The sequence below is a fragment of the Pseudomonas sp. 05N433 genome (assembly GCF_056396925.1).
Genome location: NZ_JBFTML010000053.1, coordinates 50,973 through 65,273, shown reverse-complemented (window position 1 = coordinate 65,273; position 14,301 = coordinate 50,973). Strand labels below are relative to the sequence as shown.

At 57.9% G+C, this 14,301-nt stretch carries 12 protein-coding genes; 1 reads left to right on the top strand and 11 read right to left on the bottom strand.

Annotated features, from left to right (window positions below; all coding sequences use genetic code 11):
* Positions 1 to 78 precede the first annotated feature (78 nt).
* The 5 genes from AC1DIS_RS24045 to pdxR form a co-directional block, all read right to left on the bottom strand.
* Complete coding sequence (locus AC1DIS_RS24045; RefSeq protein ID WP_477743217.1) at positions 79 to 2,325, bottom strand: GumC family protein; 2,247 nt, start codon at positions 2,323 to 2,325, stop codon at positions 79 to 81.
* 3 nt (positions 2,326 to 2,328) lie between these two features.
* Positions 2,329 to 2,862: a polysaccharide biosynthesis/export family protein gene (locus AC1DIS_RS24040; RefSeq protein ID WP_026286626.1), complete on the bottom strand. Its 534-nt coding sequence runs from the start codon at positions 2,860 to 2,862 to the stop codon at positions 2,329 to 2,331.
* 13 nt (positions 2,863 to 2,875) lie between these two features.
* Positions 2,876 to 3,547 carry an outer membrane beta-barrel protein gene (locus AC1DIS_RS24035; RefSeq protein ID WP_477781122.1) on the bottom strand — a complete coding sequence of 224 codons (672 nt, stop codon included), beginning with the start codon at positions 3,545 to 3,547 and terminating at the stop codon, positions 2,876 to 2,878.
* A 487-nt stretch (positions 3,548 to 4,034) separates the two neighbouring features.
* Positions 4,035 to 4,556 (bottom strand): transcription/translation regulatory transformer protein RfaH, encoded by a 522-nt coding sequence (rfaH, locus tag AC1DIS_RS24030; RefSeq protein WP_111453162.1) that lies wholly within the window; start codon positions 4,554 to 4,556, stop codon positions 4,035 to 4,037.
* A gap of 488 nt (positions 4,557 to 5,044) precedes the next feature.
* Entirely contained in the window at positions 5,045 to 6,577 is a 1,533-nt protein-coding gene (gene pdxR, locus AC1DIS_RS24025; protein WP_230139041.1) for a MocR-like pyridoxine biosynthesis transcription factor PdxR, read from the bottom strand.
* A 129-nt stretch (positions 6,578 to 6,706) separates the two neighbouring features.
* Here pdxR and AC1DIS_RS24020 point away from each other — a divergent pair, with 129 nt between their 5' ends.
* Complete coding sequence (locus AC1DIS_RS24020) at positions 6,707 to 7,342, top strand: FMN-binding negative transcriptional regulator (RefSeq protein ID WP_230139042.1); 636 nt, start codon at positions 6,707 to 6,709, stop codon at positions 7,340 to 7,342.
* A 37-nt stretch (positions 7,343 to 7,379) separates the two neighbouring features.
* Here AC1DIS_RS24020 and AC1DIS_RS24015 read toward each other — a convergent pair whose 3' ends face one another.
* From AC1DIS_RS24015 to AC1DIS_RS23990, 6 genes are all read right to left on the bottom strand, one after another.
* Positions 7,380 to 8,372 carry a LacI family DNA-binding transcriptional regulator gene (locus tag AC1DIS_RS24015; protein ID WP_477743216.1) on the bottom strand — a complete coding sequence of 331 codons (993 nt, stop codon included), beginning with the start codon at positions 8,370 to 8,372 and terminating at the stop codon, positions 7,380 to 7,382.
* Positions 8,373 to 8,447: 75 nt separating this feature from the next.
* Entirely contained in the window at positions 8,448 to 9,950 is a 1,503-nt protein-coding gene (locus AC1DIS_RS24010) for a glycoside hydrolase family 32 protein (protein WP_230139043.1), read from the bottom strand.
* Entirely contained in the window at positions 9,947 to 11,080 is a 1,134-nt protein-coding gene (locus tag AC1DIS_RS24005; RefSeq protein WP_230139044.1) for an ABC transporter ATP-binding protein, read from the bottom strand. Before AC1DIS_RS24005 ends, AC1DIS_RS24010 begins: the two co-directional genes overlap by 4 nt.
* Before the next feature lie 27 nt (positions 11,081 to 11,107).
* Positions 11,108 to 11,950: a carbohydrate ABC transporter permease gene (locus AC1DIS_RS24000; protein ID WP_018928908.1), complete on the bottom strand. Its 843-nt coding sequence runs from the start codon at positions 11,948 to 11,950 to the stop codon at positions 11,108 to 11,110.
* Positions 11,947 to 12,909: a carbohydrate ABC transporter permease gene (locus AC1DIS_RS23995; RefSeq protein WP_111453167.1), complete on the bottom strand. Its 963-nt coding sequence runs from the start codon at positions 12,907 to 12,909 to the stop codon at positions 11,947 to 11,949. The genes AC1DIS_RS24000 and AC1DIS_RS23995 overlap by 4 nt, the downstream gene beginning before the upstream one ends.
* A gap of 21 nt (positions 12,910 to 12,930) precedes the next feature.
* Complete coding sequence (locus tag AC1DIS_RS23990; protein ID WP_018928910.1) at positions 12,931 to 14,205, bottom strand: ABC transporter substrate-binding protein; 1,275 nt, start codon at positions 14,203 to 14,205, stop codon at positions 12,931 to 12,933.
* Positions 14,206 to 14,301 lie beyond the last annotated feature (96 nt).

Below are 14,301 nucleotides of genomic sequence, written 5' to 3'. Positions count from 1 at the left end.
GCTGGTATCGATCGACTGGGATGAAGCAGTTTTTGGTGGTTGTTGGAAAGATGCTACTCAAGAGACAGGCGCAAGGGTTTACCGGGTCAGATAGTCGTAGTTCTGGAACGTATCGCTATGGCTGTAGCCCTGCTTGCGCGCCTTGCGCAGGTCAACCTGATTGAGCACTACACCGAACACCGGCGCGTGGCTCTGTTGCAGAATGGCGAGGCATTTCTGCACCTGGCTGACCGGTGTGCTTTCGGCTTTGATCACGTAGATCACCGCGTCCGAATGCTTGGCCAGCAATAGCGCGTCGCTGACCATTTGCGCAGGCGGGGAGTCGATGATGATGCGCTGGTAACGCGACTTCAGCGCTTCGAGCAGGGGCGCCAGGCACGGCGAACTAAGTAGATCAAGCGGCGGGGGCGCAAGCTTGCCGGCTGGCAACATGTCTAGATTGCCGACAGTCCGGATACAGTCTTCGAGTCGGGCGGTACCCGCCAGGACATTGGCCAGCCCCGGGCTGTCTGCCGGAAAATCGAAATTGAGCGAAAGGCTGGATCGGCGCATGTCGGCATCGATCAACAGGACCCGCTCCAGCAATGCAAGCGAGTAAGCCAGGTTGTTGGCAATGGTGCTTTTACCTTCATCGGCCATGGTCGAGGCAACGAGCACTACCTGCGACGGCTTTTCTCCACTGTGCAACATCAGCCAGGTGCGCAAGTTGCGAATGGTCTCGCAAAAACGCGGATGCTCGTTGTCGTCGAACAATCGCGCCAGTTGCCGGCGGCTTCTCTTCGTGACCAGCGGCACCACACTGAGCAGGGGGATATTAAGCATGCTTTCGACCGCTTCGTCGGTCTTGAAGGTTTTGTTCCGGGCTTCGGATATTAATGCCAGCGCCATGCCGATCAGCGCGGCCGCGATGGCGACAATCACCATGATCAGTGTTTTACGGGGTTTGCTCGGTTCCAAAGGCACAATCGCTGGGTCGACGATACGCGCTTTGGTGGAATCCATGTCTGAGGTGGCCGCAGTTTCCTTCAAGCGAGTGATGAAGGTCTCATACAACGCGCGACTGCTGTCGACTTCTCGCTGTAACTCACGCAGCTGGAACTCCTTGCGCGAGATATCCTGTATCTGCGTCTTGTTGCTGTTGAATGATTTATGCAGTGAGCTTTCACTGGCCTTGGCTAGCTGGTAATCCTGTTCGATGCTGGCAACCACCTGTCGAACCTGTACACGCAAACTGTCGGTGGCCGTACGCAACTCGGCGAGGGCGGCGATCAGGGTCGGATGTTTTGGACCGTAACGCCCGGACAATTCTTCGACCTTGGCTTGAGCCTTGGCCTGTTGTGCCTGGAATTTCTGCACCAAAGCGTTGCTCAAGACGGCGGGCACACTGGAGAGTCTGCTCAGATCGCCATTGCTCAGGGCCTGGACCTGACGGTACCGGCTCTCGGCTTCCGCCAGGTTACGGCGGGCATCGATCATGCGGTTGCCGGTCATTTCCAGTTCGTTGGCGCTGATGGTGGCAACACCGCCGACATCGACCAGGCCTTGTTCTTCCCGATAAGCCTGAAGCTTGTCTTCGGCAATGCGCAGGTTATTACGCAATTCGACCAGGCGTGAATTCATCCAACTGGCGTTGGTCTGCGAGGACTTCAGGCTATTGTCGAACTGGCTATCAATGAAGCCTTGGGCAATCGCATTGGCGGTTGCGGCCGCCAGGTCAGGGTCGGGCAGCAACACCTCTATGTTGAGCAGTTGGCTCTTGCCGACGAATTTGACGTCGGTGCGCTTCATGAGGTTCTGCGTGACCTCATTGAAAATGTCGGTTTCAGTGGGCGTTACCTGTTGGGGTATCAAAAAGTCCAGTGCCGGCCACCACTGGCCAAGATCAAGGTTTGCCAACCATTCGCGTGGCGTAAACCATGACTGCGGTTGCTGGCGGGGATCGGTCACCGGGTTAGTGGTGAGGTTGAGCTTTTTGACGGCGCGTTCGGCCAAGTCCCGCGATTGCAGAAGCGCCAATTGCGTCTGCAAGTAATCGACGGTACCGGAGCTTGAGTCCGTGACTTGCTGGAAGGTCAGCAGTGGTGGCGTTTTTTCTTTGATCAGCAGGGTGGCGCTGCCGATGTACTGCGCGGGAATGAATGACAGAATGGCCATCGCAAGCGCACAGGCAAGCAGCACCAACCAAGCGATTTTCCAATGAGCACGCCAGATCACCCTCCAGAATTTGAGCAGGTCAATGGTGTCCTTCTCCTCGCCATGCTGCTGGTGCTGAGGCAGATGCGCCTGGAGCGGACGTTCAACGTAGATGCTTGGGCTGTTATCCATGATTTAGAAAAAGCCTTGTGCAATGGAGATGGTGTCACCGGGAGCGATGGCGGTGCTGCGCGTGACCGTATCGGTCAATGGTGGTGAGCCATCGCCGCGCACGATGGTCACTCGCTTGATCGAGGCCCGTTCGGTCAGGCCACCGCCCAGTGCAATAGCTTTTTCCAGTGTCAGCCCGGGCTCGTATGGATAGCTGCCGGGCTTTTGTACTTCGCCATTGATGTAGAACGAGCGGTAGACGATCAGGTTGAGGCTGACCTTGGGGTCGACCAGGTAACCTTGCTTGAGCCCGTCGACGATGATCTTTTCCACCTGATTGGGGGTGAGCCCCTTGGCGGAGATCTCACCCAGGAACGGATAGGAAAATGTACCGGCGTCATTGAGGCGGATTTTGTCGAAGCTTAAATCCCGTTCTCCGAATACGGTGATGCGCAATACATCGCCGGCCGCCAGTTTGTACTGGGCGCCGGTGTCCGCTGCAAAAGTCACGGGCAACAGCCACGGCACGAACAACAAGGCAAGCATTCGCGAGTTCATGGGGGGAAACCTCTTAGAGACTTACGTTGAAGCTGAGCAGGAAGATGTTGCGTTCAAAACTATGGTTGTCGGCATCGGAATTGTCGTTGCGGTGGCGATAGCCCAATTCGATATCCAGCCAGCGGCGCATCTGGTATTCCACGGCGAAGTTGTAGTCGCGAAGGTTGTCGGTGCGGTTCTGCCCCTCGTACTCATAGCGGGCCAGCCCTGCTTCGGCCACCGTTGTGATCCGCTCGGTCCAGCCATGACGCCAGCCGAACAGCGCAGAGCTGGTCTTGACGGCGTCAGCACCGTCGTCGCCCTCGGCCAGCGCCTGGCGAGCAACGAACGAAAAGGTCGAGTAGGTTCGTGGCTTCCATCGCAGGTCCACCTGCCAGGTCGGGTTACTGAGGTCTTTGACACTGCTGTCATCAAAGTTCTTACGCTCATAACCAAGGCGTACTTTGCCGGTGGTGCGTGCGGTGAAGTCCCACTCGGCACCGGCCAGGACCGCATTGGATGTGCTGTTGAGACGGCTGTCGGAGAGCAGGTAGTCGAAGACGGTATGGTCGTACTCCAGCAAGCCGCGGGTATTACTGCCTATACGGTGGTACCAGGTGGTGGTCAGGCCGGTGGTATTGCGCTCTTTGTCTTTATTGATGCCGTCGGAGTTGTCGTAACGAAGTTGAGCGTAACTTGCGCCCAGATCGATCTGATTGGCAGCGCTCTTGGCGCCGTAGGTATAGAGACCATTGACGCGATTAGTGCGAATCTTGTCGAAGACTGACGTCCCCGATCCAGCTCCCGGAAGTTGTCATCGTAGCTCTCTGAAAATAACAACGTGGGTGTGAAGTCGAATCCGTAGATGTTAATGGCCTGGGGGTCGAGACTCCAGGCCGCTCCGGGATATAGAGAGATCACTATCAGTGCGAAGGGGCCATGGGTCTTAAGGGTCATATCATTGCTCCTTGGGGATGAATCCAATGACTATAGACCGGAAAAACAGGGCCGAATGTGCGCGATGTAATATCGGCTGATGTCAGTGATTTCTTCATGCGAATGGAGTCCGTAAGTGTGAGTAATCACGCGGCTGGAAACAATCCATGAAATAAAAAAAGGCATAAATTTTTGTTTGAATTTAAAGTTGGGTGAATGTGTTCAGGTTTTGTTATTGAAGTAAGTTGAATAGGGGATTATAGATGGAGGCGTGCTCGCTCAATATCAGTCAGTGGAATACGAACCGGCTGCTCTCTATTCAGAAAGTGAAGCAGGATCATAACTCGCTCGTCACCTAACATGGTCATGAAAATACCTTCGAGTGTCGACAGCGGTCCTCGGGTTATTTGCAGTTTTTCACCGGGCTTGAACGTGTGAGGTGCAAGAATTTCCGGTGGTTTATAACACCGCTCTTGCAAGTGTGTGATGACATCGTCAGGGACCATTGCCGGGCCGTGATTAAAATCGACGATTCGGCTGACGCCACGTGTAGAACGCAAAGGGGCCCACTTGTCGTCACGGCCTAGCTGAATGAAAAGGTACCCCGGGAAGAGCGGCTCAAGGGATTGATGGGGGCTACCATGTATCCTGCGTTGGCTAACGGTTTGCGGGCAAAATATGACATAGTTTTGCCGCAATAAATTGATTTTCGCCCGTTCGTCCTGACGTGGCTTGCACTGCAAAAGATACCAGTTAGAGGCTTGGGTAGTCGTCAGCATACTGGCAAGCTCCGTAACGTTGGTTTAAGCATGCCTGTTGCGTATCAGCGATGCCGTTATCCTTCCAGGGAACGCAATGAGGTTGTGGAAGTCGCGAAAGTGTTAAGCTTTTAAAACGGTGTATCAATGATGAAGCATGTAACGCCAGGGAAACGGTAAAGTGATTTCAAAGTGATTGCAAAGTGGAATGTGTAAACCTTAATTAACGCTGTGCATGATGTCGCCTTCAGGCACGAAATGAAGCCGATACTTTGCGATGGCCAAAGCTACCGCACGGTCCGAACCTTCGGCCCTTTAAAAATAAGTACTTTTGTTCGTAAGCCTTATTTGCAATGCAGTCAGCAATGGATATTCATCCACTAGATCGTCGCCTTTGTCAGGTGTCGACCCTGTTAGGTATTGATCACTCAAGGTGGCCTGTCAAATGTTACTAGTCAAAAATATAGCCTTCTGTCCAATAAGTTATTAAGGTTGTCCAACTAATTGTTTTAAAAATGTTTTATGGCAATTGGCATGATTCTGCGGCCCGACGGGTTCGCGGCCAACGTGATGACCTGCGCAAGGCGCCGGGTGGCGGACTCAATGTCTTCGGCACTGAAACCGCCCAAACCCAGAATCAATCCCGAACGGCCATTGCCACCGGCATACATCGGCGACACGGCACGTACCGATACCTGAGCTTCGGAAGCTTTGGCGGCGACCCACTGATCGTCGATACCTTCCGCCAGCCAAAGCACCAGATGCATGCCCTGATCGCTCGGTTCCAGCCATGCAAGTTCGCGAGGAATCAGCCTGGCAACCGCCTCGATGATTTGCCTGTGGATGTCTGCGTATACGCCGCGAATTCGCCGGATGTGCCGATCCAGATGTCCTTCTGCGATGAATGCTGCGAGTACGTGCTGATCGGCGTTGGCGGGATGCCGATCCATCAGGACCCGCGCACCGCAGAAGGCTTGCACCAGATAAGGCGGAACGATTGCGTAGCCGAGTCGTAACGAGGGGAACAGTATTTTGCTGAACGTCCCCAGGTAGATAACCCGGTCGGGGTCCAGCCCCTGCAAGGATGGAAAAGGGTGGCCGGCGTAACGCAGTTCACTGTCGTAATCGTCCTCGACGATCCAGGCATCGGACGCCCGGGCCCATGCCAGCAAGGCATCGCGCCTGGCCATGCTCATTGGCATGCCGAGTGGATATTGATGTGACGAGGTCACGAAGGCTGCTCGTGCCTGGGGGCATTGCGCTATGCCGTTTTCAACATTCAGCCCCTCGGCATCAACCGGGACGCGGATCATTTGATTTGTATGGCCTGCGCTTTCCAGAATTCCTGTGATACCCCGGTAGGCCGGATCCTCCACCCACGCAAAATCCCCCACATCGAGCAGCACCTGACAGGCGAGATACAGGCCCTGTTGCGTGCCGGATGTAATGATGACCTGGCTCGCTTCACAGCGCACAGAGCGTGACTTGCGCACGTAATCCGCTACCGCTTCCCGTAACTCAAGCGCACCTTGTGGATCGCCGTATCCCGAGGGCGCTCCAGCCCCTCGCGCCCTGATGCGATTGCCAAGGCGACGCCAGATATCGTCAGGCGCCGCTTTGCCAATCGGCACCGAGACCGAGAACGGAATCTGCGCAGCCGCTCTAAATTGCTGGGCCACCTGAGCGAACCGTTCGATTCGGGAAGAGGGCGTCCACGACCTGGCTTCGGTGGGCCGACCTTGCTCCTGCCGGGTGGTTGGCGACGCATCTGCCAAAGAGCGGGCCACCCGCGTACCTGCTCTGCCTTGGGATTCCAGGAAGCCCTCGGCGATCAACTGCTCAAAGGCCTCGATAACGGTGCCTCGGGCAATCGTCAGCGATTTGCCGAGAGTGCGCGTCGATGGCAGCAGCTCACCAGGCTTGAGGTCGCCCCTGCGGATCGCGGACCTAAGCGCTTGAGCAAGTTGTCGTCCCAATTGACCGGCGGTTCGATCCAGCGTGCCCAGCGATGGAATTTCAACAACGTTGGCTTTACGTGCCATCAATTCTGGCTCAGTGATTATGTTGGATATTGGCTCTATACCATGGGCCAGTTCATCCACACAATTCACACGAAGGCCACCTCACCACTGGCGCGCTGTCCCCACCCTTGAACGATTGAAGGAGTTGATATGTACGTACCTGCCCATTTTGATGAGCCTCGCGCCGAAGCCCTTCATGAACTGATCGTGCAGCACCCACTGGGCATTTTGTTTACCAACGGTGAAAGCGGACTGGATGCCAACCACATTCCTTTCGAGTTGAAGGCTGCGCAGGGGCAGTTCGGTGTTCTTCAGGCGCACGTCGCGCGCTCCAATCCGGTCTGGCAAGACGTTAAAAATGGCGACGAAGTCTTGGTGGTTTTTCGCGGCGCCGAGGCTTACATCTCGCCCACCTGGTATCCGAGCAAACACGAAACCCATAAGCAGGTTCCGACCTGGAACTACAAGGTGGTGCACGCCCATGGGAGGATCACCCTTCACGATGATGAGCGCTATGTCCGTGGGTTGGTGGCGCTCCTGACCCGAACCCACGAGTCGTCCCAGCCCGAGCCATGGAAAATGACGGACGCCCCGAAGGACTACATCGCCTCGATGCTCAAAGCGATCGTTGGGGTAGAGATCGAGATCACTCGCCTGGTCGGTAAATTCAAGCTGGGTCAGAACAAGGAAGCGAGAGACATCCGTGGTGCAGGTCAGGCACTCAAGGACAGCGGGAAAATCGTATTGGGAGAGGCAATGCTCGCGAGTGTCGATGCCGAATCCTGAGGCACCTCGTGCACCGGCTGGTCTGCGGCGCTCGCACTCATAGCGACGCCCTGACCACCAATGGACAATCAACCGGCTGGGCTCCCTCTACCTCAAGGGCTTCGATCAGGTGGCGGGCAGCCTGGCGACCGATCTCGTAGTACGGCAGTTGCACCGTGGTCAGCGGCGGGATGAACAGTTCGGCGATACCGATCATGTTGTCGTAGCCGAGCACGGCGACATCGCCGGGAATTTTCAGGCCTCGGCTCAACAACAGCTGATAGGCACAAAACGCAATCCGGTCGTTGCCACAGATCAGAATGTCGAATTGTGGGCGACCCTCAACAATGTGCCGGTCGAGGATGGCTGCGGTTTCACCGTAGGCGTCATGCTCGGAAAGGTCGTATTGCAGAAGCGCGTCAGGCGCCAGCCCGAATGCCTGACAGGCGCGCAACAGGCCTTCTTGTCGCAGCCCCCAGGCCAGGCTCTGTTTTGGCAGATTGATGCACAGCGGGCGCCGATAGCCTTGGCTCAACGCGTGATGCACGGCGCGATACTGCCCCGTTTCGTCGTCCGGTACGTAACTGACCAGGCGACTGTCATCGGCCAGGCAATTGGCGAGTGCCAGCGGTTTGCTCTTCAAGCGCTCGGGAATGCTGACGTGGCGAAAGCCCATGGCGCTGAAAATCAGCCCGTCGGGGCGGTGCGACAACATCAGGTCGATGTTCTGGTCAGTGGGCGGGTTGCTCAACAGGTTAAGGATGAAGACATTCCAGCCGGCCTGTTGCGCGGTCTGTTCGATGGACAGCAGCAGTTCCACCGCGAACGGTGTGGTCGCGGTATCCAGCGCGAACACGCCGATGGTGCGCGACTGGAGGTTGTCGCCGCGCATCTTGCGCGCCGACAGGCTCGGTACGAATTGCAGTTCATCAATGGCGCGACGCACCCGCTGAAGGGTTTCGGGGCTCAGTTTTTCCGGGTTGTTGAGCGCTCGAGAAACCGTCATCAAGGACACGCCGGCCAGCTGTGCAACGTCTTTCACTGAAGTCATGCGAGGCGAGCCCGGTCAGGTTGACGCAGAATCATGACACAGGGCCCGGGTTTCTCGCGACTCGAATGACAGCGCTCATACCCAACCTGAAGCGAGAGGCCACGCCTTGGGAATCGATGCACGCCCACCACTGCCGTGGTTAAACAACTTCACGCCCAGACTGTCGGGCCGCGGATAGAGGCGACTGCTGAGGCTGAAGCGGCCGTTTTCGTCGAACACCTCGATGGACGAGCGATCGAGAAACACGCGCAGTTCCAGTCGCTCTTGTGTCGGGTCTATCGGCACGCTGCGCTGGCCGCTGACTTGCGCACCCGAGCGGCTGCGGTCCAGCACCAGGCGCTGTAATGCCGCATCGTAATAGAGCAGGGTTTCTTCTAGGCCATCGTCGCTGCAGCGCAAGGCGATGCCCAGGTGGCCGTCGGTGCAGCCGCGCAAATCCAGATGCACATGGATTTCCAGCAGGTCGCCATTCACTTCCGGTACCCAGCAGGTTCCCGACTCATCCCGCCAAGGCGTACTCGGCAATGGCGCCTCGCGCAGCGCGGTGAGCTCCCGTGCCGGATACACGCAAAGGCGATCGTCATGCAGTTCAAGTTCGCGCGGCAAACCGAGCATGCCGCACCAGTGATGGGCCTGGCTCGGCATCGGGCTTTCCCACATGTCGAGCCACGCCCACACCAGGCGCCGACCATCGGCGGCCACCAGCGTTTGCGCGGCATAGAAATCGTGGCCGTTATCCAGCTCGATAAAAGGCCCGCCGGTGAAGTGCCATTGGCTGTCGAGTTGGCCCACTCGATAACCGGTCTGGTATTTGTTGAGCCGTTCGTAACCGTGGGGTTGCATGCCCTGAGGGGAGTACAGCAGCACGTCGCGCCCGTTCAGGCGAAACAGATCCGGGCACTCCCACATATAGCCATCGCCCTCGCTGCCGCTGGCTACATAATCGAGGAACTCCCAGGTGTGCAGATCGGTGGAACGATACAGCGGCAGCAGCGGTTGATCGCCCAGACGTGCGCCGGCAATCAGGTACCAATAGTCGTCCGCTTGCCAGACCTTGGGGTCACGAAAATGCATGATCGAGTCTTGCGGCGCGGTCTCGATGACAGCGCCATGCTTGACGAAGCGAATGCCGTCGACACTGGTGGCCAGGCACTGGACTTGACGGATCGAGCTTTCATCACCCACGTCTTTCAGCCAGGTGTGCCCGGTGTAGATCAGCGCCAGGGTGTCTCCACACACTACCGCGCTACCGGAAAAACAACCGTCGCGGTCGAAGTCATCGCCGGGCGCCAGGGCAATGGGCAGATGCTGCCAATGGACCAGGTCGGCGCTCTTGGCATGCCCCCAATACATCGGGCCCCACTTGGCGTCAAAGGGGTGGTGTTGATAGAAAACGTGATACTCGCCACGGAAGTACACCACCCCGTTAGGGTCGTTCATCCAGCCTGTCGGGGGGGCAATGTGATAACCGGGGCGGTAATCGTGGATGACCCGAGACAGGCCGTCACTCAGCGCCTGTTGCGCAAGGTCAAGGGAGTCAGGCATTGGATCGCTCATGGTATTCAAAGACAAAGTCATAGGGCGCCTGCTCGTGCCGGGCGCAGAGGGACGGTTTCAATGGCATGTGGGTGACGCTTCAAGGCTGTGCCGTCAGCGTCGAACAGGTGCAGGTTGTCGATGTCCAGCAGCAGCTCGACCCGGTCGCCCACCTGCCATCCGGCGTGGACCTCACAACGACTGATCAGTGGCTCGTCCTGACCTGTCTCGAGGTGCACATAAGTTTCACTGCCCAGGTATTCGACCGCGGTCACCACGATGCCGGCGGCTCCTTCCGCTGACTTGAGCGACACGTGTTCCGGGCGAATGCCCAGGCTCAGCAGCGTGCCCGCCGCCAGGTTCGAACTGTCGAAGGGCAGGGACGTCATCCCCAACACGGGGCTGTCGACCAGGCTGGTTTCGCCCGGCGCCTGCAAGCGCGCCGGCAGAAAGTTCATTCTGGGTGAACCGAGAAAGCCGGCGACAAAGCGACTGGCCGGGCGCTCATAGAGTTCGCGCGGTGAGCCGACCTGTTCGACGCGACCGCCATTGAGCACGACAATTTTGTCGGCCAGGGTCATCGCTTCAACCTGATCGTGGGTGACGTAGATCATGGTCGAGCCCAGCCGGGCATGCAGCCGGGCGATTTCGTTGCGCATCTGCACCCGCAAGGACGCATCCAGGTTGGAGAGCGGCTCATCGAACAACAGAATGTCCGGTTCCCGCGCCATGGCTCTGCCCATGGCGACACGCTGACGCTGCCCGCCAGACAATTCCTTTGGCTTGCGTTGCAGCAGCTTGTCCAATTGCAGGATTTGCGCGGTCTTCAGCACGCGCTCGCGCAGGCTGGTCTTTTCAGTCTTGGCCAGCTTCAAACCAAAACTGATGTTGTCGTAGACGCTCATGTGCGGGTACAGCGCATAAGACTGAAACACCATGCCGACGCCACGCTCGCGTGGCTCCAGGTCGTTGACCCGACGCCCGTCGATCAGCAGGTCGCCGGCGCAGATCGAATCCAGTCCGGCGATAAGGCGCAGCAGGGTCGACTTTCCGCAGCCCGAAGGGCCGACGAATACCACGAACTCACCCGCCGCGATCTCCAGGTTGACGTCGCGCAGAATCCGCGCACCGCCCAATTGTTTGTTCACGTTATCCAGTTTCAACTTGATCACGATGCTGTTCCTTGTAGTTGTCGGGCATCAACCCTTTAACGCGCCGGTAGTGAGGCCGGAAACGATTCGGCGCTGGAAGATCAGCACCAGAATCACCAGTGGGACGGTGACCAGCACCGATGCCGCCATCAACAACCCCCAAGGCAACTCATGGGGGCTGCCGCCAGAAATCAGGGCGATGGCCACTGGCACCGTGCGTTGGGTGTCGGTGAGGGTGAAGGTCAGGGCAAACAGGAACTCGTTCCACGCCGCGATGAAAGCCAGCAAGCCAGTGGTGACCAGTGCGGGCCAGAGCAACGGCAACAGCACCCGGGTCAGCGTGACCCAGGGCGAGGCGCCATCCATGATTGCCGCTTCTTCCAGCTCATGGGGCAGTTGACCCATGAACGTGGTCAGCACCCAGACGGTGAAGGGCAGGGTGAAAATCGTGTAGCTGAGAATCAACGCCCAGGACGTGTTGTACAGGCCCAAGGCACGGATCACCTCGAACAGCCCCGACAACACCGCGACCTGGGGAAACATCGACACCCCAAGGACCATCATCAACACCGTGCCACGCCCACGGAATTTCACCCGGCCCAAGGCATAAGCGGCGGTCAGGCTGAGGAACAGCGCCAGCGTCACTACGCTAAGCGCGACCACCAGTGAATTACCGATAGCCCGCAGGAATGAGGCTTGGTTAAGCACCGCCGCGTAATTGGAGAAGTCGGGTTTTTTGATCCAGTAGCTCACCTCGAACAAGGCGCTGGACGGCTTCAGCGACGTGACGATGGCGTAGTAGAAAGGGAACACCGCATACAGCAGCAACACCCCGATCAGGCACCAGAAACCGAAGCGCAACAGTGCTTTTTTCAGTAGGCGAGGGCTCATGACCGGACCTCCAGTTGACGGCGTCCGAGGTAGAGATAAAGCATGGCGATCACTGCAACCACCAGAAACAGCAGGGTCGAGGCGGCGCTGCCGTAACCGACGTCCTGGAACTCCACCAGGTGTTGGCGGGCGTAGACCGACATGCTCATGGTGCTCGATGAGTTCGAGGTCAGCACATAAATCACGTCGAACACCCGCAGGGAGTCGAGGATGCGGAAGATCGCCGCCACCAGCAATGCGGGCATCAGCAGTGGCAGCGTGACCCGCCAGAACACCTTCAGTGGATGAATGCCATCGACCCTGGCGGCTTCGTAGCAGTCACTCGGCAACATCTGCAAGGCGGCGAGCATCAGCAGGGTGACAAACGGCACGGTCTTCCAGACGTCGACGATAATCACCGCCCACATCGACAGATCGGCATCTGCGGTCCAGGCCAGAGGCGCGGTAATCAGGCCGAGGCTGAGCATCAGGTGATTGATGATGCCGAACTGGTCATTGAGCATCCATGACCAGATCTTCGCCGAGACAATGGTCGGAATCGCCCACGGAATCAGAATCAACGCTCGCACCAGGGAACGGCCGGCGAACTGGATGTTCAGCAGCAACGCCACCAGCAGCCCCAGCACGACTTCCAGCCCCACCGACACCACGGTGAAATGCAAGGTGTTGCGCACTGCATTCCACCATTGTGGATCGACCAGGATGCCCGACCAGCTGGAACCGTTGTGGAACAGATAATTGCTCAGGCCAACGAAGGTGCCGCCAGCGGTGTCCGCCAGGTTGGCGTCGGTCAGGCTGAACCAGAATGTCCGCAGCAACGGCCAGGCCGCCACCAGGGCCAGACACAGCAACATCGGCGTCAGAAACAGCCAGGCAGCGCGCACTCGGCGGCGCTGTACCGGCGTTTCCCTGGCGAGCAGGAGCTCGTCACAGGGAGCATGGGTAGTAGAGACAGACATGGTGATTTTCTTCCTTGTGGCTTACCAGTTCCGGTGTTTGATACGCGTGAGTTCGCCTTCCAGTTCGGTCAGCGCCTGATCGACCGGCAACTCGCCGGCCAGCACGCCATGCACTTGATCGAAGAACGCATTGGTGACCCGTGGATAACGAGCGGCGGTGATTGAAGCGGGGCGCATGACGCCATCGTTGAGAATGCTGTGCAGCTGACTGTAATAAGGCATGGCCGCGAGCAGCTCGGGATCCTGGTAGAGCGACTCGATCACCGGGTTATAGGCGCCAATCAACGCACGATGTTTTTGCTGTTGAGCGCTGGTCAGGTAGCTCACCAGTTCGGCGGCAAGCTTCGGGTTGGCGCTGTAACGCGATACCGCCAAACCCCACCCGCCGAGGGTGGAGGCATGGGTGCCGGTGCTGCCGCCGCGGGGCAGGGGAGCGACCCCGACCTTGTCTTTTACCGCACTGTCCTGGCTTTGCACCAGGGCCCAGACATAAGGCCAATTACGCATGAACAACGCATTGCCCGACTGGAATACGCCGCGTCCTTCTTCCTCGGTGTAATTGAGCACGCCACGCGGGGAGATGTCGCCTACCCAGCTTTTGGCCAGGGTCAACGCCGCTCTTGAGGCCTGGCTGTTGACCACGATGTCGCCTCGTGGATTGACCAGCCCTCCGTCCGGTTGGCTGCTGATCCATTCCAGCGCATTACACGTCAGGCCTTCGTAGGCACGCCCTTGAAAGATGTACCCCCAGGCGTTGGCGTTGCCGGCATTGCGCTCGGCCTGTTGTACATCCTTGGCGGTAGCGGTCATTTCCTCCCAAGTCTGGGGGACTTGCTTGTTGTATTTCTCGAGCAAGTCCTTGCGGTAATACAGCAGGCCCGAGTCGGTGAACCACGGCATCGTCACCAGCCGTCCGTTCACCGTGGCGTTGTCCACCTGTGCCTGGAAGTAGCCTTGGGTTGCATCGGCGGGCAGCACCTCGCGCAGATCCAGCAGATGTTTGGCCAGCATCCCCGGCCACACCATGTCGATCTGAATGATGTCGATGTCGCTGGACTGCGCACTGAGGATCTGTTGATAGAACGACAACCGCTCGGTTGCCGAGTTAGGCGTGGACACCACCTCGACGTGATTGCCGGTCTGTTGAGACCACGCCTCGACGGCCTCTTTGCACAGTTGTAATTCCGCGCCCACCGCACCGCAGGAAATCGTCAGATTGGCTGCGCTGGAGAGGGATGGAAGCCCGGCGCAAAGGGCAAGCAGTGCTGCTGGAAAGAGTGATTTGAGCTGTTTCATAAAGCCCTCTTTATTTTTGTTTTTAGAAAAGTTAACGTTAACATCGCCAAATGTAGCAGCGTATTTGCGATGAGGCATCCTTTTTTTCGTGGATTT